Origin of the sequence: Roseibium sp. (assembly GCF_048260565.1) — a bacterium.
GTDB lineage: Bacteria > Pseudomonadota > Alphaproteobacteria > Rhizobiales > Stappiaceae > Roseibium.
On record NZ_JBLXGP010000016.1, the window covers coordinates 1 to 23485 of the forward strand.

At 60.7% G+C, this 23485-nt stretch carries 23 protein-coding genes; 9 read left to right on the forward strand and 14 right to left on the reverse strand.

Annotation, left to right across the window (positions count from 1 at the left end):
- Positions 1-187: 187 nt before the first annotated feature.
- The 12 genes from metG to ACN0SO_RS24030 form a co-directional block, all read right to left on the reverse strand.
- The gene (gene metG / locus ACN0SO_RS23975) at positions 188-1711 is read right to left on the reverse strand and encodes a methionine--tRNA ligase (protein ID WP_417681881.1); all 1524 of its coding nucleotides are present in this window, start codon (positions 1709-1711) and stop codon (positions 188-190) included.
- Positions 1712-1988: 277 nt separating this feature from the next.
- A complete protein-coding gene (locus ACN0SO_RS23980; RefSeq protein ID WP_417681883.1) occupies positions 1989-3266 on the reverse strand; it encodes an FCSD flavin-binding domain-containing protein in 1278 nt (425 codons plus the stop codon).
- A gap of 23 nt (positions 3267-3289) precedes the next feature.
- Complete coding sequence (locus ACN0SO_RS23985; RefSeq protein ID WP_417681885.1) at positions 3290-4078, reverse strand: c-type cytochrome; 789 nt, start codon at positions 4076-4078, stop codon at positions 3290-3292.
- Positions 4047-5165, reverse strand: a complete 1119-nt coding sequence (locus tag ACN0SO_RS23990) for a c-type cytochrome (protein ID WP_417681887.1) — start codon at positions 5163-5165, stop codon at positions 4047-4049. The genes ACN0SO_RS23985 and ACN0SO_RS23990 overlap by 32 nt, the downstream gene beginning before the upstream one ends.
- Positions 5149-6402, reverse strand: a complete 1254-nt coding sequence (gene soxC / locus ACN0SO_RS23995; protein WP_417682113.1) for a sulfite dehydrogenase — start codon at positions 6400-6402, stop codon at positions 5149-5151. Before soxC ends, ACN0SO_RS23990 begins: the two co-directional genes overlap by 17 nt.
- 147 nt (positions 6403-6549) lie before the next feature.
- Positions 6550-8241 carry a thiosulfohydrolase SoxB gene (soxB, locus tag ACN0SO_RS24000; RefSeq protein ID WP_417681889.1) on the reverse strand — a complete coding sequence of 564 codons (1692 nt, stop codon included), beginning with the start codon at positions 8239-8241 and terminating at the stop codon, positions 6550-6552.
- Between the two features lie 226 nt (positions 8242-8467).
- Positions 8468-9292 (reverse strand): sulfur oxidation c-type cytochrome SoxA, encoded by an 825-nt coding sequence (gene soxA, locus ACN0SO_RS24005; RefSeq protein ID WP_417681891.1) that lies wholly within the window; start codon positions 9290-9292, stop codon positions 8468-8470.
- 106 nt (positions 9293-9398) lie between these two features.
- The gene (gene soxZ / locus ACN0SO_RS24010; protein ID WP_417681893.1) at positions 9399-9725 is read right to left on the reverse strand and encodes a thiosulfate oxidation carrier complex protein SoxZ; all 327 of its coding nucleotides are present in this window, start codon (positions 9723-9725) and stop codon (positions 9399-9401) included.
- A gap of 51 nt (positions 9726-9776) precedes the next feature.
- Entirely contained in the window at positions 9777-10226 is a 450-nt protein-coding gene (soxY, locus tag ACN0SO_RS24015) for a thiosulfate oxidation carrier protein SoxY (protein ID WP_417681895.1), read from the reverse strand.
- Between the two features lie 23 nt (positions 10227-10249).
- On the reverse strand, positions 10250-10717 hold the full coding sequence (gene soxX / locus ACN0SO_RS24020; RefSeq protein ID WP_417681897.1) for a sulfur oxidation c-type cytochrome SoxX: 468 nt from the start codon (positions 10715-10717) through the stop codon (positions 10250-10252).
- A gap of 166 nt (positions 10718-10883) precedes the next feature.
- On the reverse strand, positions 10884-11498 hold the full coding sequence (locus ACN0SO_RS24025; protein WP_417681899.1) for a SoxW family protein: 615 nt from the start codon (positions 11496-11498) through the stop codon (positions 10884-10886).
- Between the two features lie 33 nt (positions 11499-11531).
- Positions 11532-12263, reverse strand: coding sequence for a cytochrome c biogenesis CcdA family protein (locus ACN0SO_RS24030; protein ID WP_417681901.1), 732 nt, complete (start codon positions 12261-12263; stop codon positions 11532-11534).
- A gap of 119 nt (positions 12264-12382) precedes the next feature.
- On the opposite strand from ACN0SO_RS24030, the gene ACN0SO_RS24035 reads away from it, so the two are divergent.
- From ACN0SO_RS24035 to ACN0SO_RS24045, 3 genes are all read left to right on the forward strand, one after another.
- Entirely contained in the window at positions 12383-12748 is a 366-nt protein-coding gene (locus ACN0SO_RS24035) for a transcriptional regulator (RefSeq protein ID WP_417681903.1), read from the forward strand.
- A gap of 137 nt (positions 12749-12885) precedes the next feature.
- Positions 12886-13251, forward strand: coding sequence for an ArsR/SmtB family transcription factor (locus tag ACN0SO_RS24040; protein WP_417681905.1), 366 nt, complete (start codon positions 12886-12888; stop codon positions 13249-13251).
- 329 nt (positions 13252-13580) lie between these two features.
- The gene (locus ACN0SO_RS24045; protein ID WP_417681907.1) at positions 13581-14696 is read left to right on the forward strand and encodes a YeeE/YedE family protein; all 1116 of its coding nucleotides are present in this window, start codon (positions 13581-13583) and stop codon (positions 14694-14696) included.
- A gap of 91 nt (positions 14697-14787) precedes the next feature.
- Here the strand turns inward: ACN0SO_RS24045 and ACN0SO_RS24050 are convergent, their stop codons facing one another.
- Complete coding sequence (locus tag ACN0SO_RS24050; protein ID WP_417681909.1) at positions 14788-15729, reverse strand: MBL fold metallo-hydrolase; 942 nt, start codon at positions 15727-15729, stop codon at positions 14788-14790.
- Positions 15730-15863: 134 nt separating this feature from the next.
- Here ACN0SO_RS24050 and ACN0SO_RS24055 point away from each other — a divergent pair, with 134 nt between their 5' ends.
- Complete coding sequence (locus ACN0SO_RS24055; protein WP_417681911.1) at positions 15864-16997, forward strand: YeeE/YedE family protein; 1134 nt, start codon at positions 15864-15866, stop codon at positions 16995-16997.
- Positions 16998-17011: 14 nt separating this feature from the next.
- Here the strand turns inward: ACN0SO_RS24055 and ACN0SO_RS24060 are convergent, their stop codons facing one another.
- Positions 17012-17638, reverse strand: a complete 627-nt coding sequence (locus ACN0SO_RS24060; protein ID WP_417681913.1) for a chloramphenicol acetyltransferase — start codon at positions 17636-17638, stop codon at positions 17012-17014.
- Between the two features lie 345 nt (positions 17639-17983).
- Between ACN0SO_RS24060 and phnC the strand changes: the two genes are divergently transcribed.
- From phnC to ACN0SO_RS24085, 5 genes are all read left to right on the forward strand, one after another.
- Positions 17984-18829 (forward strand): phosphonate ABC transporter ATP-binding protein, encoded by an 846-nt coding sequence (gene phnC / locus ACN0SO_RS24065; protein WP_417681915.1) that lies wholly within the window; start codon positions 17984-17986, stop codon positions 18827-18829.
- 54 nt (positions 18830-18883) lie between these two features.
- Complete coding sequence (gene phnD, locus ACN0SO_RS24070) at positions 18884-19804, forward strand: phosphonate ABC transporter substrate-binding protein (protein WP_417681917.1); 921 nt, start codon at positions 18884-18886, stop codon at positions 19802-19804.
- Positions 19805-19889: 85 nt separating this feature from the next.
- Positions 19890-20738: a phosphonate ABC transporter, permease protein PhnE gene (gene phnE, locus ACN0SO_RS24075; RefSeq protein WP_417681919.1), complete on the forward strand. Its 849-nt coding sequence runs from the start codon at positions 19890-19892 to the stop codon at positions 20736-20738.
- Between the two features lie 11 nt (positions 20739-20749).
- Positions 20750-22084 (forward strand): phosphonate ABC transporter, permease protein PhnE, encoded by a 1335-nt coding sequence (phnE, locus tag ACN0SO_RS24080; protein ID WP_417681921.1) that lies wholly within the window; start codon positions 20750-20752, stop codon positions 22082-22084.
- 149 nt (positions 22085-22233) lie between these two features.
- Entirely contained in the window at positions 22234-23439 is a 1206-nt protein-coding gene (locus tag ACN0SO_RS24085; protein ID WP_417681923.1) for a lytic murein transglycosylase, read from the forward strand.
- Positions 23440-23485 lie beyond the last annotated feature (46 nt).

The following is a 23485-nucleotide window of genomic DNA, read 5'->3' on the forward strand; positions in this document are numbered from 1 at the left end:
CGGAACCCATCTTGGCCAGCGGCAAAACGGCCGCAAAGCAGGCCGTACATATGACCGCAAGCGATCCGGAACACCTGCGAACTTCAACCTTGTAACCACGGGGCCGTCCACATATGGATCCCCGATCGCGCTTCGCTTGTCGGGGATGACACCGGGGAGTGGGCTAAGCTTTGCCTGAAGCTTGGTCTCACTGCGCCCGCGGGAACAGGTTCTCGATCTCGCCGAGGTCCGTTTCCTGGCCCAGGACGTCGAGGGCCGGTTTCCAGACCTCGCCGTCGCTGACCGGTGCATTCAGCATGGCCAGCGCCTTGTCTGCGGAGGTGGGGATCACCTGGCGCAGGGCCTCGAATACCAGCCTGAGGCAGTCGAGGGTCACATAGATCACCGTCCGGCAACGTTCTTCCGTTTCCGGGTTTTTGATCAGCTCCCATGGCGCCTGTTCCGCGAAATAGGTGTTCATGTCGTCGCAGACCGTGATCACCTTCTGCAGGTTATGCGGAATGTCGGGCAGGTCGATCCAGGTGCTGAAGCCTTTGACCGCTTCCACGACGGCGGCGCGGATCGCCTCGTCTTCCGCCGACAGCGGACCGGCGGCCGGCACCTTGCCGTCGAAGCGGCTCTTGGAGAACTTTGCCGCGCGCGACAACAGGTTGCCGATCTTGTTGCCGAGCTCGCTGTTGTAGGTCTGCTTGATGAAGTCGACCGAGATCTGGCTGTCGCTGTCCGAACGCATATGGCGGGCGAGATACCAGCGCAGCGCATCGGCGCCGAGCGTATCGACGATTTCGATCGGATCGACCACGTTGCCGATCGACTTCGACATCTTGACGCCGCCGGCGCCCACCCAGTGGCTGTGCACCGACAGCTTCTTCGGCAGGGGAATGCCCGCCGCCATCAGCATGATCGGCCAATAGACGCCGTGGGGCTTCAGAATGTCCTTGCCGATCAGGTGTTCGCAGGTCGCCCACCAGTCCGCATAGCCTTCGTCCGGCCAGCCGACGTTGGTCAGGTAGTTGGCGAGCGCATCGAACCAGACGTAGGTGACGAAATCCGGGTCGAACGGCAGCTCTACGCCGAGAGTTACGCGGGTCTTGGGCCGGGAGATGCAAAGATCCTCCAGCGGCTCGGAAAGCATCCGCTTCAACTCGTTGCGGAACGCCTGCGGCTGAACGAAGTCCGGGTTGTCGGCAATATGCAGCAGCAGCCGTTCGCGGAACGGCTCCATCTTCAGGAAGTAGTTGGTTTCGTCCGTCTGCTCTACCTTCATGGTCGGGTGCAGCGGGCACTGGCCTTCCTCGGTGAGGTCGGACTCCCGCTTGAACTCCTCGCAGCCCTTGCAGTAGGTGCCGGTATACTGCTTCTTGACGATCAGGTCCTTGTCGAAAATCGTCTGTTCCATGCCGGCGACGGCGGTCTTGTGGCCCTCGCGGCTGGTGCGGACGAAATAGTCGTAGCTGACGTCGAGCCTGTCGAACACGGCGCGGAATTCCTTGCCGCGCATGTCCAGATAATCCTTGATCTCCATGCCGAGATCGGCGGCAGCTTCCTGGTTCTTCTGGCCATGCTCGTCAACGCCGGTGGAAAGCAGAAGCTCGTAGCCGATCGCCAGGCGGTTGCGCTTCAGGATGTCTGCCATCACGGAGGTGAAAGCATGTCCGATATGGGGCGACCCGTTGACGTAATAGATCGGAGTGGTGATGTAGCTTTTCATCGGTTGCTTTCATTCTGGAGCGGCCGGAACCGCCAGCCCCGGAGGCTGGCGTCAGAAACGGTCCAAGGCGTTCGAAACGACTGGTTACGCGGTATATTTCACACTCACGTGGGGATGAAAAGCCCCGCCGCCGGGAAATCCCGACGCGGAGCCGGTTCCGCCGTCCGTTCTGGTTCAGGAGTGATTGTTCCTTAGATGGGAACGCGCGCGCCAAAAGAAAAGCGGGGCGGTCTTATGCGACCCGACGCCCCGCCTTTCGCCTTTCTGTCACGTCCCATCAGCTTCCGAAAATGTCGGTGGTGATGCCCTTGTACCAGCCGAGCGACTCCTCGTAGGTCGCCTGGCGGACGGCGGGGTCCTCGTGGGTCTGGCTGATGAAGCTGGTGGTCGAGGCGATCTTCTCCGCCGTGGGCGCATATTGCGCGCCGACCTTCACGCCGTCGTTGGTTTCAATCAGGCTCCAACAGGAATTGGAGTATTTCGCCGGGAAGACCCGGGATCCGGTCAGTTCACCCCGGATGGTCATGGCCGCGACCTTGGCCTGGCTGTTGGCGGCAAAGGCCGATTTCGGCATGTCGCCGGCGATGGTGGCGTCACCGAGAACGTAGATGGCGTCATCCATGACAGAGCGCATGGTCGCCGGATCTATCGGGCAGAAGCCGCTGTCGTCGGTGAGACCGGCTTTGGCGGCAATCATGCCGGCTTTCTGGGCCGGTATCAGGTTCACCAGATCGCCGTGAAAGGTGTCGAGGTCCGTCACGATGTCGCCGGTTGCCGGATCGACGCTTTTGATGCCGCCGTGCACGTCCGGTCCGTACCATTCGACCATGCCCGGATAATATTTCTCCCAGCCTTCCTGAAACAGCGCCTGCTTGGAGTATTTGGGCTTCGGATCGAGGATGATGATCTTGTTGTCTGTGTAACCCTTCGCCTTGAGGAGATGGGCGAACATGGAGGCGCGTTCGTAAGGAGCGGGCGGGCAGCGATACGGGTTGGGCGGCGGTACGATGACGATCTGCTGGCCCTTTTCGATCGCATCCAGTTTCGCTTTCAGAAGCGTCGTCTGCGGGCCGCCCTTGTAGGCATGGGGCATGATCTCGGAAGCTTCCTCTGTGAAGCCGGGAACAGAATCCCAGATGAAATCGATGCCCGGCGAGACGATCAGCCGGTCATAAGGGACTTTCGAACCGTCGGCCATCACCACGGTTTTGCCGTCCCGGTCGATTGTCCCGGCCCAGCCGTTGACGATGGTGATCCCGTAATTGGCGGCCAGGGTGTCGTAGTTATGGGTAATCGACTCGAGCGTGCGGAAGCCGCCCATATAGAGGTTGGAGAAGAAGCAGGTGATGTAGCTCGGGTCGGAGACGATCAGGGTGACATCCACATCTTCGCCGGCATCCTTGGCGATGTAGCGTGCGGCGGTTGCTCCACCGGGGCCGCCGCCGATGACGACCACCCGGGGTTTTCCTTCAGCACGAGCATAATGGGGCAGGGCGAGATGTGCTGCGCCCGCTCCGGCCAGAAGTCCGAATGAACGCCGGGTCAATCTTGTCATCATGCTTCCTCCCGTTGCTGTCTCTACTGCGGTTCGATGGAGCCGAAATAGGCCGCCAGCGCCGCGATCTCTTCATTGCCCAGATTGGTGGTCATGTTCTGCATGACCTGGTGGGTACGTACGTTCGTCTTGTAGTCGAACAGGGCCCGGATGAAGGCATTTTTCGGCCAGCCGATGATAGAGGGAATGCCGTCCGCATGGCCTGAGATCTGATGGCAGGTCACGCATTCCGTGGACAGGTATTCGCCATAGGCGATGTCGCCTTCAAGGGTCATGGCCGCGGCTCCGATTTCCGCTCCGACGGGGGCAGCTGCCGTCGGATCCTCCGCCGGCGCCGCGCCGGTTACACTCTTCAGGTAAGCAATCACATCGCGGCGGTCATTGACATTTCTCATGCCCCGGAAGGACATGCGCGTTCCCGGAACGAAGGCATTCGGCTTTTCAAGATAGATGTCGAGCGCGTGCGCACTCCAGGCGAAACCGCTCTGGCCCTTCGCGGTCATCGCGTTGGAATATTTGAAATCCGGCACGGAGCCGGCGGTGCGTCCGAACAGGCCGTCCAGATGAGGCCCGATGCCGTTGCGCGCGCCAGCGCCGACCTGATGGCAGGACTTGCAGGCGGAAAAGACTTTTTCTCCCCGCACGGGATCGCCGTCTTCTGCAGCCGCCGGCTGGAACGACCACATCAGAACGGCAAGGGCGGCTGCAAAAAGACGCCGGAATCGATAAAGGCACGGGCGCATGTTCTGCGCCCGTGCCCCTAGCAGAAAGTTTCGGTTGTCAGTCGACAGAGCCTGCACCTGCGTTTTCATCGTCATCACCCGAACCCGGGGTCACGTCGAGGATCCGGGCGCGCATGGTGATCGATACCGCATCGGCGGTGCAATCCTTCATGCACGGTTCCTTCTTCTCGGCATAGACCGGTTCTTCATCGCGGTCGTCGGCGATGAAGTTTTCTTCGTTCGGCATGTGAATGTCGGTGAAGTTCTTGTCCGACAGTTCGAAGTCCTCGTCGTCGACGATATCGTTCAGATAGAGCAGGTAGGCCGTGATCGCGTAGACGTCGTCATCGGACAGCGAACGGGCGTTGCCGAACGGCATGGCGCGGCGGACGTAGTCGTACACGGTCGACAGGTACGGCCAGTAGGAACCGATGGTCTTCACCGGGCGTTCCGCTGTCAGAGTACCCTGACCGCCGGCCAGTACCGGCCAGCGGCCGACACCTTCGCCGAAATCGCCGTGGCAGACGGCGCACTGTTCGGAAAACAGGACTTCGCCATCAGCAACCGTGCCGGAGCCTTTGGGCAGGCCGGTGCCGTCCGGACGGACGTCAATGTCCCAGGCTGCGATTTCTTCGGGAAGGGCGACACGGCCGATGCCGTAGACACCGCCCTCGTGTGTGCCGGCAGTCGGGGTGGCGTCCGACGCTTCCGTGGAAGCTGCGTCCGCGGCGGCCGTTTCCGTGCCTTTGTCTTCTGCGGGAGCCGCGGATTCCTTGGCCGGGGCAGCCGAGAAGGTCGCCAGATAGGCCAGGACATTTTCGATGTCCTTTTCCTTCTTCAGGCCGGCAAAGGCCATCTTGGTGCCCTTGATCATGTCCTTCGGCTTGGTCAGGTAGGTCGTGAGGGTTTCCTCGTTCCAGACCAGTCCGCCGGCACCGGCGTCCTTCATGTCGTTGGAATACTTGTAGTCTTCCAACGCGCCGGCGGTCCGGCCAAACAGGTCGTTCAGTTCCGGACCGACCTTGTGCTTCGCGCCTTCACCGACCGCATGGCAGGCGGCGCATTTCTTGAAGACCTTCTCGCCCTTGTCCGCATCACCGGACGCGTGCGCGGAAGTGAGCGCGAGGGGCGACAGGAGGGTCGCCGTCAGGGCAAGGGTTTTAAGCAACTTCGACATTTTCAACCGTCCCGTCTGCTTTGACATGCCAGGTCTGGATGCCGTTGTTATGGTAGATCGAGTTCTCGCCGCGTGCGGCACGCAGCTCGTTCTTGGTCGGCTGGTAGTATCCATGCTCATCCATCGCGCGGGACTGGAGCAGAAGCGGGGATCCGTCCCAGTTGATGTCGAGATAGAAGCGGTGCATCGACTTGGACAGGCTCGGACCGTCGATACGGGCAGTCGTCCAGTTGCGGCCGCCGTCTATGGAGACATCGACACGCGTGATCCTGCCGTTACCGGACCAGGCCACGCCGGAGATCACCAGCGGGCCCTTGCCGTGGGTGATCGGCGCCTGCGGGCTCGGCGAAGTGATGACCGATTTCGGGTCCATGACCCAGGTGAAGCGGCGGGCCTTGCCGTTGGCAAGAAGGTCCGTGTACTTCGAGGTCTCCTCGCGCTGATGCCAGGGTTCGTCACCGATTTCGAGGCGACGGAGCCACTTGACCCACATGTTGCCTTCCCAGCCCGGGACGACAAGGCGAAGCGGATAACCCTGTTCCGGACGCAGTGCTTCGCCGTTCATCTTGAAGGCGACAAGGCAGTCATCCATAGCCTTTTCGATCGGCACCGAGCGGGTCATCGCGGAGGCGTCGGCCCCTTCGGGCAGGACCCACTTGCCGTTGGTCTTGACGCCGGCTTCTTCGAGCAGGGTCTTGAGCGGAATGCCGGTGTACATGACGTTGTGGATCATGCCATGGGTGTACTGGCAGCCGTTCAGCTGGGAGCCGCGCCATTCCATGCCGGAGTTGGCGGCACATTCCAGGAAGTAGACGTGGTTCTGGCGCGGGAAGCGCTTCAGGTCTTCCATGGTGAAGACGAGCGGTGTGTCCACCAGACCATTGATCATCAGCCGGTGGTCGGCCGGGTTGATCTGCGCGGTGCCGCCGTGGTGGCGTTCGAAACAGATCCCGTTCGGCGTGATGATGCCGTCGAGTTCATGGAGCGGCGTGAAGTTGATCGAGGAGACCGGATCGGCGGTCAACCACTCGACGTTGCGGCGAACGACATTCGCCTCGAACTCGGACGGCAAACCGTAGGGCGCCGAGTCGACGCCGTCGCCAAGATAGCGGTTCCAGTCCTGTATCTCGGTGATCAGCGGATCGCCGGCGGCCTGGGCGGGAACGGTCAGTGCGCCAGCCGCAACGGCGGCGCCACCGGTTGTCAGGCCTGCTTTCAGCAGCGACCGACGGTTCATGTCGGGCCCCCGATCCGCGGTCGGATCTTGCAAGGGGTGTCCCGTAACCTTTGTGTCACTCATCTTATTTCCTCGGGTTAAGGGCGTTTCCAGTTATTGGAATGAGCGGGGTGGTGGTGCGCTGTGGGGAGAGACACAGCGCACCTTTCAGCCGGCAAGCTTGACGGACTGGTTGTCCGGCAGCTTGACTACGGGGTTCTTGGAAAGGTGGTTCTCGACGACATCCCAGATCGCTGGACCTTCGGTGTCTTCGTTGACGGAAGCCCAGCCGGCGACCACGTAGTCCTTGGCCGGATCGATGGCTTCGCCAGTCGCGAGCAGGGTCATGTCGGAGATACGCTCGCCGATCTCCTTGTTCGGGTCGATCGTGTAGCCCATGCCGCCGACGCGGACCATGTCGCCGCCCTGCTGGTAGTAGGGGTCCTTGTTGAACAGGTTGTCGCCAACGTCTTCCAGGATGTCCTTCAGGGTCTGGCCGCTCATGGAGGAGCGGTAAGCCGCCGGATAGGTCATCGCACAGGCGTTATGGAGGTCCTCCACCGTGATGTCCTGGCCCGGAAGGACGCTCGTGCCCCAGCGGAAGCCGGGAGACAGGGCGATCTGGGCGTCGCGTTCTTCCAGCAGCGCCTGACAGATCAGGTCGTCGAAGGTGCCGTTGAAGTTGCCGCGGCGGTAGAGCAGGTCTTCCGTCGTGCCGATCTTGCGGACCAGTTCGTCGGCGAAGGGGGCGCGCACCTCGTCGATCAGGGCGGCCATTTCCGCGTCCGGCGTGATCACGTCGGAGAAGACCGGGATCAGCCGGTACTTGTAGCCGGCGACCTTGCCGTCCTTCACATCCAGGTCGACGCGGGACACGAACTTGCCGTTGGAACCGGAAGCGATCACGAGGGTGTCGTTGACGATCACCGGCTCGGGCAGGGCATCATGGGTGTGGCCCGTGAGGATGACATCAATGCCGTCGACCCGCGAGGCGAGCTTGCGGTCCACGTCGAAGCCGTTGTGGGAGAGAAGAACAACGAGCTCGGCGCCTTCGTCGCGCGCTTCGCCGACGTGCTTGGCAATGTCTTCCTCACGGATGCCGAAGGACCAGCCCGGGATCATCCACCGCGGGTTGGCGATCGGGGTGTAGGGGAACGCCTGACCGATGACCGCGATCTTCGTGCCGCCGCGCTCGAACATCTTCCACGCCTCGAACGCGGGCTCGTCCCATTCGTTGTCGTAAATGTTGGAGCCGAGGAACGCGAAGGGGAGGGCTTCGATCGCTTCCTTCACCCGGTCCGTTCCGTAGGTGAATTCCCAGTGGCCGGTCATGGCGTCCGGCTGAAGGGAATTCATGACCGTGATCATGTCCTGGCCGAGGGTCTTGTTGGAGGTGTAGCTGCCCTGCCAGGTGTCGCCGCCGTCGAGCAGCAGCATGTTGTCGCCGCGCTCGGAGCGGATCCGCTTGATGATGGTCGCGACCCGGTCCATGCCGCCCATCTTGCCGTAGGTTTTCGCCAGGGAGACGAAATCCTCGGAGGTGAGGGCGTAGGCGTCCGGCGAGCCCGGATCGATGTTGTAGAGCTTCAGGAAGTCGGCCCCGGTCACATGGGGCGGTTTGCCCTGGACGTCGCCGATACCGAGGTTGATGGACGGCTCGCGGAAATAGAGCGGCTTGAGCTGGGCGTGAATGTCGGTGATGTGGACCAGCGTCACGTTGCCGGTCGGTTCCATCGACAGGAGTGCGTCCTCCGTCAGACCCTGTTGGGCCATCAGCTTCGACCAGCTGCCCGCCATGCCTGAGCCGAGAAGGGCGCTTGTGGCGGTTGCCGCCATTAGGAACTCACGTCTTGAAAACATTCACGTCTCCAGGTCTTGGCTGCCGGTTGCCCGGGTGCCGTTTCCTTCGGTTTATCCGGACAAGGCTCGCCCGTTGGCACACAAAGCATGTGCACCGGATAAGCCGTTGCCGATTGTTGTTGGTTCTTTGCCGGAGATCTCTCCGGAGCTGGATGCGGCGGCGTACCGCCGCATCGAGGGCTATCGAAAAGCCGTGGGACCTATCGGGTCCTGAGTACTTCCTGAATTACTGGCGAACCGCAGGGGTTTCGACCGAAAGGCCGGTACCGCGCCAGGTCACATACACTTCCAGAGCCATCAGCTCATCGGAAAACGCCTTCGGGAAACTTGCCCGCGTGTCGCGGATACAGCCCCGGAAGCGATTGTGCAGGGAAACCATGTTCGCCTGTTTCAGGCGGTAGGTCGGGAAGCCGTTGACCTGCCCCTGGCTGAGGTGGTCCGCACGAATGTAGTTGCCCCAATTCTCCTCGTGGCAACTTGCGCAGGAGAGGTTCAACTGGCCGGTGCGGGTGTAGTACTCGTCCTTGCCCTTGTCCCACCAGCTCTGCATGTCGCCCTCGGCAAGGTCAATCTTCACCGGCTCGCCGAGAGATTGATGCTTGATGAAGGTGACCAGGGCCTTCTGATCGCCGGCGTCGAACTTGTAGGGCTCGGCCTTCATGTTCTCCGTGCGGCATTCATTGACCTGGAGTTCCAGGTTGAAGGGCTTGTTGGCTTTGGCATTCCACTTGGGATACTGGGCGCCAACGCCCTTCATGCTTTCCGCGGCGTCCCCGTGGCATGAGGCGCAGGATTTGCCTGCGGCACCGTCCACCGTGTTCCAGATTTCGCCGCCCCGCTCCACATAGAGCATGGCCGGGTTCTGGAAGGAATCGGCTTCCATTTCGCGCGTTTCGTCGGTCCGGAAATGCCAACCGGAAATGACCTCATCCAGAGGATGACCTTCCGGGGCCGGGGCCCGGGTTGTCATTTCCAGTTCGCCGTCGATGACCAGTTTTTCATCGACTGGACCGCCGGCAAATGCGCTTCCGCAGGTTCCGGCTGAAAGCATTGCTACAAGAGCTAAGCTTATTTTCATTATCTTGGCCAAATCGTCTCCTCCCGATTTGAGTGAAATGCGGGCGGTGCCATCGGAATGGAGCCCGCATCAGCCATTATTATTCGACCGTGATCTTGTTCTCGGTGGAATAGGTGCTGCCGTCGTCGTCCAGCCAGCTGAACTTGAACGTGCCGCTGTCTTCCACTTTGGCGCTGAACTCGAGGTACGGGTTGGCCGAGACGGCCGGTTCCAGATCGCAGGAAAAGACCACCTGACCGTTAAATTCGCAGGTGAACTTGTTGATGATCTGGCGCGGAATGACGTTGCCTTGCTTGTCCTTGCGCTGACCGGATTCCATCGGGTGGCTGATCAGCGTCTTGATGGTGATCACTTCGCCCTTGGAGGCCTTTTTAGGCACCTTAACGCGCGGTTTCGGAGCTGCCATGATGCGTTCCTTGTTTATTCGATTTGTTCTAGAAGAGCCGCTGGTTCCGGATTAACCGCCGCAGCCGCCGATGGTGACCTTGACTTCCTTCTTGTCCATGAAGGTGGATCCGTTGCTCATCTTGGCAACTGCGATCACGTTCTGGGTCTTGGCAAGACGGATACGGGTCTTGGCATCAGCCGCACCGCTCATCGCGGTGAAGTGGAAGGTGGCAACAGCCGGCGACGGGTTGCCGTCAGCCAGGATGAGGACCGATTCGACATAGTCGTCTGCGGTCATCGGGCTTTCGACGGAAATGCCGACGGGAACGGTGTTGCCGTTCTCTGCGATTTCCGGGGTATCGAGCGTGATTTTGCCGCTCTCCGGCATCGCGCCACCGGTGAATGCCTTGATCGCTGCTTCCGTGTCTTCGGTCGCGGCAAAAGCGATCCGCGGGGCGAGGGTCAGGAAGGCGGCTGCGCCTGCAGTCAGGCCGAGTGCCTCGCGTCTGGTTAGGGTCATCCCTTTCTCCTTGGGTATTTGGGTTATTGTTCTTTAAGCGTCGTCAGGTAGGCGACGACATCTTCGACTTCCTGGGCGGACAGGATGGTCTTGCCCGCGAATTTCTCGTCGACATTGATGCCGACGTGCATGGAGTAGAAGCCAGGCATAACGGTCTGCTCGCCGAAGACCTGCTTGCTGTCGATGATGATGGCGCGCAGCTGATCCGCGGAATAGCGGTCGGCAACTCCGTCGAGCGACGGTCCGACCTCGCCGTGGAACAGCTGGTCCTTGAGATCCGTAGCCGCATGACAAGCCAGGCAATTGCCTTTCTTGCGGTCGGCAAATGCGGCGCGTCCGGCCGCCGGGTCGCCCGCTTGCCCCGTCAGGGATGCCTTGACCTCGAAGTCGTCGTTGAATTTCACGTCATCCGGCGCCACGGGCGCGGCGATTGCGCTTCCTGCCAATGCAAGCGATGCAACGGCGATCGAATAAATGAAGCCCTTGGTCATAAGTCGGCTTTCCTCCTCAGTGCAGTCCGGTTAGTCCGGAACGTGCGCCCGGGACGCTTCATACATCCCCGGCGATCCTCATTCAACAAAAGATATGATTTTTTGCATGTGTTGCCAATAGGCGATTTCACGCATTTGCCATATCCGCGGTATTCGCGCGCGGTTGTTACTCCGCGCCGAGACGTCCCTCCTCTCGTAACTGATTGATTATACGGGCATGATACTTCTGAAAGTGCTCGTCCCCCTCGTAGCCTTTTTCATTGACCCAGCGGAACATATTGAGGAACGTCCACTTGCCGAAGGCCCCTGGCATGGTCGCGACGGCGGCCTCCGGGACCGTTTTTCCGTCTGGAATGGAATCGGGCAGAAACACGATCGTGGGGGTGAAAACATAACCCCATTTGCGCGCGGCGCTCTTTTCGGTCAGCACGTCTCCGTCCAGGTCGGTGACCTCCTCGTCGCCGAACATGTTGTACTGGACAACCATGAAATGGTCCTTGATGAAGTCGCGGACTTCCGGATCGCTGAGCAGTTTTTCATGCATCGCCTTGCAGTAGATGCAGCCACGCTGCTCGAAAATGATCGCCAGACGTTTTCCCTCCGCATTGGCGGCCTGTATGTCTTCTGCGATGTCACGGAACGTGATGGTGAACCAGGGTTCCTTGTGCAGTCCGTCTTCGCCCATGGTCACAGCGCCTGCCGGCCCAAGGGCGGCCGGGCCGGTCAAGGCAAGGGCAAGCAGTGCAAACCGGAACAGGGCATTCCTTATGAATTCAGGCATGATGTCCTCTCCTTGTATGGACCTGAGCACCCGCTATCCCACTTGCTGGAAGGCGGGAAAGGTATCCAGTAGCCAGTAAGATATGTCCGACATCTTTCCGGTGATGAACAGAATGCCGGTCAGGACGAGAAAACCGCCCATTATCTTTTCGACGGTTCCCATGTGCTTGCGAAAGCGGCTCGCCCAGCCGAGAAACCGGCTGGCGAAGGCGGCCGCCAGAATGAACGGGAGACCGATCCCGAGTGCATAAACGAGCAGAAGCAGGCTGCCCTGTGCAGGGTTCGTCGTTCCCGCCATGAACAGGATTGCCGCCAGCACCGGGCCGACGCAAGGTGTCCAGCCGAAGGCGAAGGCAAGGCCGATGATATAGGCGCCCACAAGGCCGGCTGGTTTGCGTTGCACCTGGACGCGGGCTTCGCGAAAGAGCAGGCCAATGCGGAACACACCGAGGAAATGCAGGCCCATGACGATGATGATGGCGCCGGCAACGATCGCCAGGGTGTCGAAATACTGGGCGATGGTCTGGCCGATGACGCTGGCTGTTGCCCCAAGGGCCACGAAGACGGTGGCAAATCCGAGAACGAAGGCTATGGAAGAAAAAATGATCCTGCGGCTGGTTGCCGCGGTTGCGGTTTCGCCCTTGAGCTCATCCACGCTGACGCCGGCGAGATAACACAGGTAAGGCGGGACAATCGGCAGAACACATGGTGAAACGAAAGACAGCAGACCGGCCAGAAAGGCCGCGCCAACCGATATGTCCAGCATTATATTCCTCCCAACGGACGTTATCTGTTCACCGTCCCTTGATTTCAAAGTATTCAAAACTTCCTATATAAAGCAATCGGGAATCTCAAATAATGCGCAGAAACTCACGAGGAGGCGACGTGCGAGCTTTTTTGATCGGAGCCTTGACCCTCCTGGCGGGCGTTGGCGTGCAGGCCGGTGCATGGTCGGCGGAACTGATCATGATCGAGGAGCCGGGGTGTCCATGGTGCCGGGCATGGAACGAACAGATCGGCATCGCCTATCCGAAGACCGAGGAGGGCAAGCGGGCGCCGCTCAGGCGCGTGGACCTGACCGAGCCCTGGCCGGAGGATCTGAAGGACATCCGTCCGGAGCGGGTCACCCCGACCTTCATTCTCGTGGATGCCGGCAAGGAAGTCGCACGCTTGCGTGGATATCCGGGCGAGAACTTCTTCTGGCCGCTTTTGGATGAGATGTTGGAAAAGCTGGATACCGCGCAGAATTAGTCAAGAAAATCCCCTGTGCGTCACTTTTGTTTGTTGGCAAAGTGGTGTAAGGGCTGTATTCCTCTGAGGTACTCAAGCGTTCATGAAAGTAGTGGACGCTCCCGAGTGCGGCAGGCAACATCGAAACGGTAGCGGATATGAACCTTCCGATCCTGAAAAAGGGTGCAGACCCGGCGGAGTTCGACGAGCTGTTCGAGCAGGCGCGCAAAGCCAGCGACCTTTTGAAGGCGCTGTCCCACGAAGTGCGCCTTCTGATTCTTTGCCTGCTTTCGGAAGGGGAGAAGTCGGTTTCCGAACTGGAAGAAATCCTGACCATGCCCCAGGCGGCCGTGTCGCAGCAGCTGGCCCGGCTCAGGATGGAAGGGCTCGTAACGTCCCGGCGCGATGGGCGGCTGATCTTTTACAGCATCCGGGACGATGAAGTGAGCAGCATCATTTCCGCCCTCTACGACCTCTTCTGCACGGATGTACGCCCCCCGAAAGCCGAAGGTGCGCCCGCCTGACACCCGAAGGGCCGGGCTCTTTTGCCCGCTGACCGCCTTCGTTTGCGCTTGTGGGGCTCGCGTTTGTGGTGGGAAACACCACGGCACGCAACCCGCCTTGTCAGCAGACAAAAGCGCGCCGGTCAAATGCTTCAAAGTTATCGCCCGATGCTCCAATCCCGGCCTTGCCAAGAATTCCCGCATTGCGCTGCAGCATGGCGAATGATTGCGGCGGCTCTTCCCGGTTGATAAAAGAATTTTAACCGCTGGATATTTGCCGGGCGGCGGATTTGGACGCGTATTTGCCGCAAAGGCAACGGGAAAACACTTACAGCAGGCCGGGCAATCCAATGAGTGAATTCGAACCGCTGGTATTACTTCCTCTATTGGGGCTTGGCGCCGGGGTGGTTCTCGGATTTGTCGCGCGCTGGAACCATTTCTGCACGCTGTCGTCCCTCGAACGGCTCTGGTACGCCGGCGACAGCAGTGGCGTGCGGACCTGGGCCCTGGCGTCGCTGACGGCGCTGCTCGCCACGCAACTGCTGGTCGCGGCTGATCTCGCCTCGCTTGAGAACTCCTTCTATCTTGATCCTCGCTTCGGCTGGACCGGGGCGATTGTCGGCGGCGTCATGTTCGGCATCGGCATGGCCCTTGTCGGAACGTGCGGCTTCGGTGCCGTGGTCAGGCTCGGCGGCGGAAGTCTGAGGGCGTTTGTCGTGCTCATCGTCATCGGCCTGACCGCCCTTGCGACCCAACGCGGGCTGCTCGGACAGGCAAGGATCCACGTGGTCGACAATCTTGCCGTGGATCTGGGCTTCGCCGGAAACCAGTCGATCGGCAGCCTTCTGTCCTATGTGCTGGGCTTCGATGTAAGCCGGCCGTTCGTCATTCTGGTCGGCTTCATCGGCCTGTTGTGGGTCTTTTCCCTCAAAAGTTATCGCAGGCAGGGGGCGCAGGTCCTGACCGGCCTGCTGATCGGTCTTGCGATCGCTTTCGGATGGTGGGCGACGAGCCATGTCGCCAAATCCGCGTTCCATCCGGTTCAGGTCGAGGCAGGGTCTTTCGTCGTCCCGGTCGGCGACACGATCATGCAGTTCATCACCTATACGAATACCCTTCCGGATTACGGCGTCGGCCTGATTTGCGGCACCCTTGTGGGAGCCATCGCCGCGGCCTTGTGGCGGCGTGATATCCGATGGGAGGCTTGCGACGACGCACGCGAACTCAGCCGGCATATTCTGGGGGCGGCTCTGATGGGCGTCGGCGGCGTCATCGCCATGGGCTGCACGGTGGGGCAGGGGATTTCGGCTTTTTCCACGATGGCCCTGTCGGCGCCGATCGTGCTGCTGTCAATTGCCTTCGGTGCCCGGCTGGGTCTGGCCTGGCTGTTCGAAGGCTCGTTCCTGGCGGCCTTCCAGCGCAATCAGAGCGGACACGACGACGGGTCGCGCCAGGCCGCTGAATAAAACGCCATCTTCCTTGCTTCCGACTTCCGTTAAGGGAGGCGGCGGAAGCAAGGGGATGCGTGCGTCAGATAATCTCTAAAACCGAACCGCCTCAACCGGCCGCAACGAAGCGGTAGGCTGTGCCGTTGCGCTCGGCAACGCCCTGGCCCGGGTGGGGCAGGTGATAGCCGATGATCTTCGTTTTGTCGGTGGCAATGCGGTCGAGCAGCGCCGTGCGGGTTACCACACCCTTGTCCGGGTCCTGGTCCGTTCCCGACTGCCACGTCGGCTTTTCGAAGGAAATGACCGCATTGGAGATGGCGTCGCCCACGACCAGCAGGCTGTCGCCGCCGCCGTGCAGCATATAGGACGTGTGGCCGGGCGTATGGCCGGAGGTATCGATGGCCTCAACGCCGGGCAGCACTTCCATCCCGGGCGTGATCATGGCCACCTGGTCGGCGATCGCTTCGAACCGGGCCTGGGCGCCGACAACGAAGGTCTTGCGCTCCTCAGGGGTATTGGCGAGCGTGTCGTCGGCGAGCCAGTAATCCCATTCGGCCTGCGGTACCCAGTACTGGGCTTCGGAGAACAGCGGTTCGTCGAAGTCGTCGAGGACGCCCCAAAGATGATCGGGATGGCCGTGGGTGAAGATCACGTCGGTCACGTCGGCCGGGCCGATCCCAGCCGCCTCCAGGGAGGACAGCAGTTCACCTGCCGTCGGCTGGAAATTGGCGCCGGAGCCGACATCGAACAGCGCCAGACGGTCACCGGTGCGCAGCATCGTGACATTGCAGTCCGGTGTCAGTGCGTCGGTGGCCATGCCATGCGGCTTCAAAAGGTCCGCGACTTCTTCCTTGGTTTGTTCCGGCAGGACGAAGCTCATCGGCAGGGACAGATGTCCGTCGGAGAACACCTGAACTTCCATATCGCCGATCATGATCGGGCCGGCGGCCGCGAAGGACGGCTTCAGGCCTGCGCCGGCCATCGTGAGGAAAGCTGCTCCACCGGCAAGAATTTCCCGGCGCGATAGCCCGGGATTGAGAAATTTGGGCATTTCATCCTCCACACATGCATTTTTTCGAATTTATCGGACTTTCCTTGAGGAACGTCAATGCATGGCAGTTCGAATTGTACTCAGGATTATTCCATTCAGACGGGCAGTGCGCCCGGTAGGGGCAGTGAAGAACGATGAATTTGACTTACTTTCTGGAACGGTTTTCCGAACCCTGGATCCTGACGGTCGGCGGATTGACCGTGGGAGTACTCTTCGGCGCTTTCGCCCAGCAGAGCCGATTCTGTCTGCGGGCCGCCGCGCTCGATTTTGCGCATGGCATCTTCGGCGTCCGGCTTTCGGTCTGGCTGATGACCTTCTCGGCCGCGGTTCTTGGAACCCAGGTTCTGGTCGCCCTTGGGGAGGTGCATGCAACCGAAGCACGGCAGCTGGCTTCGCCGCAAAGCCTGAGCGGGGCCGCAATCGGCGGGCTTTTGTTCGGCTCCGGCATGATCCTCGCCCGCGGTTGCGCAAGCCGGCTTCTCGTGCTGTCGGCGACGGGGAATCTGCGTGCTCTACTGTCCGGTCTGGTGTTTGCCGTCATGGCGCAGGCCAGCCTGCGCGGCATTCTGATGCCTGCCCGCGAATGGGTCGCCGGGTGGTGGACGACCGCCGATATCGGCGGCAACGACCTGATGGCATTCCTGTCCATGTCCTTCACGGTCACGATTCTGCTGTCCTTGATGTGGCTGGCGGCGGGGGTGTTCTTTGCAGTAAGAAGCCGGGCACCGCTCTGGCAGATGATCGCGGGGCTGGGCACAGGACTGACCATTCCGGTCGCGTGGTGGTTCACATCGTCGATGGCGTCGCAGGCTTTCGAGCCGGTGCAGATCGAAGCGGTGACGTTTACCGGCCCGTCCGCCGACACGCTCATGCTGTTCCTGTCTCCGCCGGGATCGACCCTCGACTTCGACGTTGGGGTGGTGCCGGGCGTTTTTCTCGGCTCTTTCCTGGCGGCTCTGTTGACCCGTGAACTCGCGCTGCAGGGGTTCGAAGGCGGAAAATCCATGGCCCGTTACATGACCGGAGCGGCCATGATGGGCTTCGGCGGCATGCTGGCCGGCGGCTGCGCCGTCGGTGCGGGCGTGACCGGGGCCTCGATCGTCGCTCTGACCGCCTGGGTCACGCTGACGTGCATCTGGTTCTCGGCAGTGGTGACCGACCGGCTGATCGAAGTTCAGCCGAAAAAGACGCCTGAAGAAAAGATCGTGCCGGAAGAGGAAATGATCGCGAAAGCCGCTCTTCAGCCGGTACCCGTTCAACGGGGGTGAGAACGGGAGCCGGCCTAACGGTACTTCTCGATAAACGCATCGATGGAAAGGGTGCGGAAATCGGGAAGGCGCTCCTTCAGCGTCGCGTGGTCCCAATCCCACCACGCGATTTCCTGGAGCGCGTCGGCTTGGGGTTCGGTGAAGCGGCGCTTGATCGGTTTTGCCGCGACACCGCCGACGATGGTGTAGGGCGGCACGTCCTTTGACACCACCGCGCCCGCCGCCAGGATCGCGCCGGTTCCAACGGTCACGCCGGCCAGGACCGTCACCCCGTGCCCGATCCAGACATCATGGCCGATGGTCACCCAGTCCTTCTTGCGCCACTCGAAGAACGCGTCGTCGTTTTCGCCCAGATCATAGGCGGCTGCCCGGTAGGTGAAGTGGTGCTGCGAGGCGCGCCAGGTCGGGTGATTGCCCGGATTGAGCCGGACGCTCCGGGCAATGGAGCAGAACTTGCCGATGGTGGTCCACACCACATCGCCGTTCTGGACGATATAGGAATAGTCGTCCATCGAGCTCTGGCGCATTTCCGTGTAGGCGCCGACTTCCGTCCACACGCCGAGTTCGCAATCGATCACGACAGCCTGTTCGTGGATGGACGGGTCCGAGGAGAGAGCTGGTTTTTCGGTGGGCGATTTCATGGACGGGGACTTCCTGTTGCGGGGGCATGCCGACCGCGATCGGCATTTCAGGGCTTCCCTTACTTACTTTCGACGCGCCGAACTACGACAGTTCGGTGACAGTTTGATGAATTTTTCAAGAATTCATCAAGAAGAAGAGGCTGTTTAAATTTCTTAGTGCCTTGCCTGGGCAGGAAAAATCGGCCGAGCCGTCAAAGTTTTACCCATTCCCGAAATCCGAGTGCCTTCTAATTCATCATTATTGCGTTTGAGTTGTCCGGCAATGGCGTGATGACTGTCATTTGTCTGTAATACTCTCGTGGCTCTTGTCCCTCAAATACGAAACAACACGGACAGGGCTGCCGGGTGATTCAATTCGAACACGTGACCAAGACCTTCGGGACGCGAACCGCCGTCGACAAGGTGAGTTTCTCGATCGACAAGCCGCAAATGATCGGCGTGATCGGCCGCTCGGGGGCGGGCAAGTCGACCCTCCTGCGCATGATCAACCGGCTGACGCCGGCAAGTTCGGGGCGGATCCTTTTCAGGGGCGAGGACATCCTCTGCCTGAAAGGCGCCACCATGCGCCGCTGGCAGCGCGACTGCGCCATGGTGTTCCAGCAGTTCAATCTCGTTCCCCGGCTCGACGTGGTGACCAATGTGATGCTGGGTCGTCTGAATGGTCACGGCACGTTCAAGAGCCTGTTCAACATCTTCAGCTCCAGTGATGTGAACACGGCACTCGCCGCACTCGATCGTCTGGGCATCGTTCAGGAAGCGCAAAAGCGCGCGGAGGAGCTTTCCGGCGGTCAGCAGCAGCGCGTCGCTATTGCCCGGGCGCTGATGCAGGACCCCTACATGGTGCTGGCCGACGAACCGATTGCCTCGCTCGATCCGATGAACGCCAAGATCGTCATGGATGCGCTGCGCGAGATCCATGAACGGGACAACAAGATCGTGCTTTGCAATCTGCATACGCTCGATACGGCCCGGACCTATTGCGACCGGGTGATCGGGATGCGTGACGGCAAGATGGTTTTCGACGGCTCGCCTGAAGAGCTTACCACCGACGTGGCGCGCGAAATCTACGGCGCAGACGAAAGCTTCAACGAGGCAGCGACCTCGACTGCCATCGAGGGCGCCCGATCTGTGCGTCCGGAAGAACAAGTTCCCACCGGTGCGATGACGCCGGCGGCTGTAACGGCCTGTTGAGGCCGGAAAAACAATCAAAGTCATCACATCTCGAAAGCTCGTGGAGTGTCTCACATGAACGTAATCTCCAAAGTTGCTGCGCTTGCCGCAGTCAGCATGATCGCCCTGAACGCAACCGCTGCTTATGCCGCCGACAACATCACCGAATTCCGCATCGGCATCCTTGGCGGCGAAAACGCTTCCGACCGCCTGCGCGCCTTTACCTGCCTTGAAGAAAAGGCCGCCGATCTCCTCGGCGTTCCGGTCAAGCTGTTCGCTCCGGCCGACTACAACGGCGTGATCGAAGGCCTGCTCGGCGGCAACCTCGACATGGCCTGGCTGGGTGCTTCCGGCTACGCAAAGATCTACCTGACCGACCCGGAAGCCGTTGATCCGGTTCTGGTCAAGGTCAACAACGACGGTGGCTACGGCTACTACTCGATCGGCTTTGCCCGCGTTGACAGCGAAATCAACTCGCTCGACGACATGAAGGGCAAGGTTTTCGGCTTCGGCGATCCGAACTCCACGTCCGGCTACCTGATCCCGTCCATCGAAATCCCGAAACTCGGCTATTCCATGAAGCCGGGCGAATATTTCTCTGACGTCAAGTTCACCGGCGGTCACGAGCAGACCATCGTTGCCGTGTTCAACGGTGACATCGACGCCGGCGTCACCTGGGCCGACGGCCTTGGCGAATGGGAAGACGGCTTCAACTCCGGCGCCCTGCGCAAGGCGACCGATGCCGGCCTCGTCGACATGACCGAGATCAAGGAAATCTGGCGTTCGCCGGTGATCCCGGAAGGTCCGGTCGTGTTGTCCAAGAAGTTGCCGGAAGACGTCAAGCTGAAGATGACCGGCCTGATGGCCAGCCTGGTGTCCATGGATCCGGAATGCGCCTATGGCGTGATGTCCGGCGAAGCCAAGGGTTTCATGCCGATCACCCACAAGGCTTACGAAAGCATCGTTGCCGCTCGCAAGGCCAAGAGCAAAGGCTAACGGCCGGCTCAATTCCAGGCGCGGACCGGGGCTCCCGGTCCGCGCTTCTTCTTGTTAAAAGAACTCAATCTGAAGGCTCCTTGAAATGGCCGTTGCCGCCCTTGAGCAGGAAATCCTGTCGATGCGCAAACGGCGCCAGCTTTACTCCCTGATCGGGGTTCTGCTGGTCGTCGCCGTGCTTGTCTCCGGCTATTCAAAGTCCAATGCCATGAACTCCGGAAGCTTCGTTCAGGGGCTGTCCAAGTTCTTTGACTATCCGAGCGAAATCGTGACGGAAGCCTGGGACGCCGGGCCTGCCTTTTTCGGTCTGATCGTCCATTTCATGCCCTTTATGCTGGAGACACTGAATATCGCAGCGGTTGCGACGCTGATCGGCGGAGCGCTCGCCGTGGTGCTTGCCATGGCCTCCACCCGCAACGTCGATTCCTACGCACCGCTTATTCCGGTCATCCGACGGATGATGGATATCATGCGGGCTTTTCCCGAACTCATCATCGCCCTGTTTCTGATCTTCGTCCTGGGCTCCAGCCCCGTGCCGGCCATGATCGCGGTGGCGTTCCATACGGCAGGCGCGCTGGGCAAGCTCTTTTCCGAGGTCAACGAGAACATCGACCGCAAGGCGATCGAGGGGCTTGCGGCCTGCGGGGCAAGCTGGCTGCAGCGGATCCGCTTCGCCGTCATGCCGCAGGTGGCGCCGAACTATCTGAGCTATTTCCTTCTGCGCTTCGAAATCAATGTACGCGCTTCCGCCATTCTCGGTTTCGTCGGGGCAGGGGGGATCGGCGCCGAACTCCGCCGCACCATCGGCTGGGGCCAGGGTGCGGGCGACGAGACAGCCGCGATCTTCGTGCTGTTGTTCTTGACCATCATGATCATCGACCAGACGTCTTCCTATCTCCGCGGGAAGCTTGTCGGGTCGGGCCGGGCGCATTGAGGAGCACGTTCATGGCAGTCGATACCCTTGAACACGGCTTCGATCCGGCGGAGGTGTTCCGCAAGATCCGCCGGCGCGCCGCCTATACACTCGTCGTTCCGCTGATGATCCTCGCCTACCTGACCTACACCTGGTTTGCCTTTGATGTGCCGGGCATCCTGGAGCGTGCCCAGCCGGAACGGGCCGCGATTCTGGCGACCGATTCCGTTGCCTACAAGGTCCATGTCACCAAGGATATCCGCCGCGGCGGCTTGGAAATTGCCATCGAGGGCGAGCGGACCGCGACCTATGACAATGCCGAAGCGCCCGACTGGGTGAAGATCGATGGCGACGATGCGGTTATCGATCTGGGCGAGGGCTACATCGTCGATATCTCCGGCAAGACCATGCGCTTCACGGTGCCCGGTTACGGTGTGATCACGACGACGGCGACCGGGAAAGGCGTAGAGACGGAACTGCCGCCCGGAGATGTTCCGGACTGGATCAAGGATGATCCCCGTAAATTCGACGCCCGACCGACGCTGGATCGCAGGGTCCAGGTCACAAAGACCAAGATCGAGGTTCACAACTATTTCGGCGGCTGGGAGAATTTCTGGTTTACCTTCAATTCGCCGCTTCACGGCAAGTCCTTCGGCGAACTGGTCAGCCTTGCGCGGAGCGATGAGCGTATCGATCCGGAACGGTCGAACCTGTCGTTCATCGTCCATGAGTTTCTGTCCAACTCGGATTGGCAACACGGCGAAGTCTTCGTTGCCTTGTTCGAGACCATCATGATGGCAGTGCTCGGCACGCTGACCGCGGCCATATTCGGTCTGCCGTTGGCCTTCCTGGCGGCGCGGAACTTCACGCCTTCCTTCGTCATGAGGTTCGGAGTGCGCCGGCTGTTCGATTTCCTGCGCGGTATCGACATGCTGATCTGGTCGCTGATTTTCATCCGGGCCTTCGGTCTCGGGCCGCTGACCGGAGCGCTCGCCATTGCCTTTACCGATACCGGCTCGCTCGGCAAGCTTTTCTCAGAGGCGCTGGAAAACATCGACAACAAGCAGGTGGAAGGCGTCCGGGCGACCGGTGCCAGCCAGATCCAGCGGTATCGGTACGGCGTGATCCCGCAGATCCTGCCGGTGTTCGTCTCCCAGGTGCTTTACTACCTGGAATCCAACACCCGTTCGGCGACGGTGATCGGCGCATTGGGGGCGGGCGGTATCGGCCTGATGCTGGTGGAAACCATGCGTACCTCGCGCGACTGGGAAAACACCTCCTACATCATCATCCTGACGATCCTTGTGGTCATCGTTATGGACCAGATGTCGAGCTGGCTGCGTCGGAAGCTGATCGAGGGCAAATAGAATCTCCGATTAACAGCGTCTCTTCCTCCCAAGCGGAAAAGACCTGTGGAACGCTGCGGCACTCGTGCCGCGGCGTTTTCTTTTGCCGCATTTCAGGCACCGACCCGTGGCACACTGAACCCGATTCAGGCGCAAATGCGGAGCAGGCGATGCGGTTTGACGGTGTGCAGAGGTTTCGGGGTCCGGTAGCATTTTTCCTGGCGTTCCTGGGCGCGGGCAGCCTTGCCGCCCAGGGGGCGTCCTTCAGCTCCTGTGTCGCCACCTTGAAAAACCAGGCGGTCAAGGCGGGTGTCAGCCCTCAGGTTGCCGAACGGATGCTGGCGGGCGCGAAGTATGACGAAAAGGTCATCCGTTTCTCCACGTCGCAGCCGGAATATGAAACCCCGATCTGGGACTATATGGCATTCCTGGTCGATCCCCAGCGGATTTCCGACGGCAAGGACAGGCTGAAAAAACATGCCCGGACCCTGACCGCGGTCGAGAAACGATACGGGGTCGACAAGCATGTGGTGGTTGCCGTCTGGGGTATCGAAAGCGACTATGGCCAGTTCCGGGGCGACTTCTATACCCCGCACGCCCTTGCCAATCTGGTCTGTGCCGGCGGGCGGCGGGCGAAGTACTTCAGGAACGAACTGATCACGACCATGAAGATCGCCTCCAGAGGCGATGTCCCGGCCAAGCATTTCGAGGGCTCCTGGGCAGGCGCCTTCGGACAAACCCAGTTCATGCCGACGACCTACGAACGGCTGGCGGTCGATTTCGACGGCGACGGCCGCAAGGATCTGGTCACATCCATTCCCGATGCGCTCGCTTCGACCGCGAATTTCCTGAAGAAAGCCGGTTGGAATCCCGCCCGCCCGTGGGGCTACGAGGTTCGCCTGCCATCGGGCTACAACGGTCACGTGGGGCGGAAGAAGAAGGCGTCTCTGACCAGTTGGGGCAACCGGGGCCTGACCCGCATAGATGGCCGGCCTCTCAAGGGCGGGATCGAAGCCGGATTGATCCTTCCGGCCGGCCGCAACGGGCCGGCGTTTCTGGTCACGCGTAACTTCGAGGCGCTCCGATCCTACAATGCCTCGGATTCCTATGGTCTTGCGATCGCACTCCTGTCGGACATCCTGTCCGGCGGCGAGCCGATCAAGACGCCGTGGCCGACGGACAATCCGGGGTTGTCTCGGGCCCAGCGGCTGGAATTGCAGAACCTCTTGAACAAGAACGGCTTTAACGTGGGCAAGGCAGATGGAAAGGTCGGTCCGGCCACTCGTGAAGGGATCAAGAAAGCGGAAGCCAAATACGGCATGCCGGTGACCGGCCGTCCGGCCTGGAACATTTATCAGGCACTGGGCGGCAAGTAATCCGTTTCCCTGGCAGTGGAGAAACCTTCGGCCTGGAGAGGATCTC

Coding starts and splice junctions, on each gene's coding strand:
- soxZ (WP_417681893.1), bottom strand. CDS start 9,725: ATGGCAGCTCCGAAACCGCGCGTTAAGGTGCCTAAAAAGGCCTCCAAG.
- soxX (WP_417681897.1), bottom strand. CDS start 10,717: ATGACCAAGGGCTTCATTTATTCGATCGCCGTTGCATCGCTTGCATTG.
- phnE (WP_417681919.1), top strand. CDS start 19,890: ATGGCCGTTGCCGCCCTTGAGCAGGAAATCCTGTCGATGCGCAAACGG.
- ACN0SO_RS24050 (WP_417681909.1), bottom strand. CDS start 15,729: ATGCCCAAATTTCTCAATCCCGGGCTATCGCGCCGGGAAATTCTTGCC.
- ACN0SO_RS24025 (WP_417681899.1), bottom strand. CDS start 11,498: ATGCCTGAATTCATAAGGAATGCCCTGTTCCGGTTTGCACTGCTTGCC.
- phnD (WP_417681917.1), top strand. CDS start 18,884: ATGAACGTAATCTCCAAAGTTGCTGCGCTTGCCGCAGTCAGCATGATC.
- phnE (WP_417681921.1), top strand. CDS start 20,750: ATGGCAGTCGATACCCTTGAACACGGCTTCGATCCGGCGGAGGTGTTC.
- ACN0SO_RS24040 (WP_417681905.1), top strand. CDS start 12,886: ATGAACCTTCCGATCCTGAAAAAGGGTGCAGACCCGGCGGAGTTCGAC.
- ACN0SO_RS23985 (WP_417681885.1), bottom strand. CDS start 4,078: ATGAAAACGCAGGTGCAGGCTCTGTCGACTGACAACCGAAACTTTCTG.
- soxY (WP_417681895.1), bottom strand. CDS start 10,226: ATGACCCTAACCAGACGCGAGGCACTCGGCCTGACTGCAGGCGCAGCC.
- soxB (WP_417681889.1), bottom strand. CDS start 8,241: ATGTTTTCAAGACGTGAGTTCCTAATGGCGGCAACCGCCACAAGCGCC.
- soxC (WP_417682113.1), bottom strand. CDS start 6,402: ATGAACCGTCGGTCGCTGCTGAAAGCAGGCCTGACAACCGGTGGCGCC.
- ACN0SO_RS23990 (WP_417681887.1), bottom strand. CDS start 5,165: ATGTCGAAGTTGCTTAAAACCCTTGCCCTGACGGCGACCCTCCTGTCG.
- soxA (WP_417681891.1), bottom strand. CDS start 9,292: ATGCTTTCAGCCGGAACCTGCGGAAGCGCATTTGCCGGCGGTCCAGTC.
- metG (WP_417681881.1), bottom strand. CDS start 1,711: ATGAAAAGCTACATCACCACTCCGATCTATTACGTCAACGGGTCGCCC.
- ACN0SO_RS24045 (WP_417681907.1), top strand. CDS start 13,581: ATGAGTGAATTCGAACCGCTGGTATTACTTCCTCTATTGGGGCTTGGC.
- ACN0SO_RS24055 (WP_417681911.1), top strand. CDS start 15,864: ATGAATTTGACTTACTTTCTGGAACGGTTTTCCGAACCCTGGATCCTG.
- ACN0SO_RS23980 (WP_417681883.1), bottom strand. CDS start 3,266: ATGACAAGATTGACCCGGCGTTCATTCGGACTTCTGGCCGGAGCGGGC.
- ACN0SO_RS24060 (WP_417681913.1), bottom strand. CDS start 17,638: ATGAAATCGCCCACCGAAAAACCAGCTCTCTCCTCGGACCCGTCCATC.
- ACN0SO_RS24030 (WP_417681901.1), bottom strand. CDS start 12,263: ATGCTGGACATATCGGTTGGCGCGGCCTTTCTGGCCGGTCTGCTGTCT.
- ACN0SO_RS24085 (WP_417681923.1), top strand. CDS start 22,234: ATGCGGTTTGACGGTGTGCAGAGGTTTCGGGGTCCGGTAGCATTTTTC.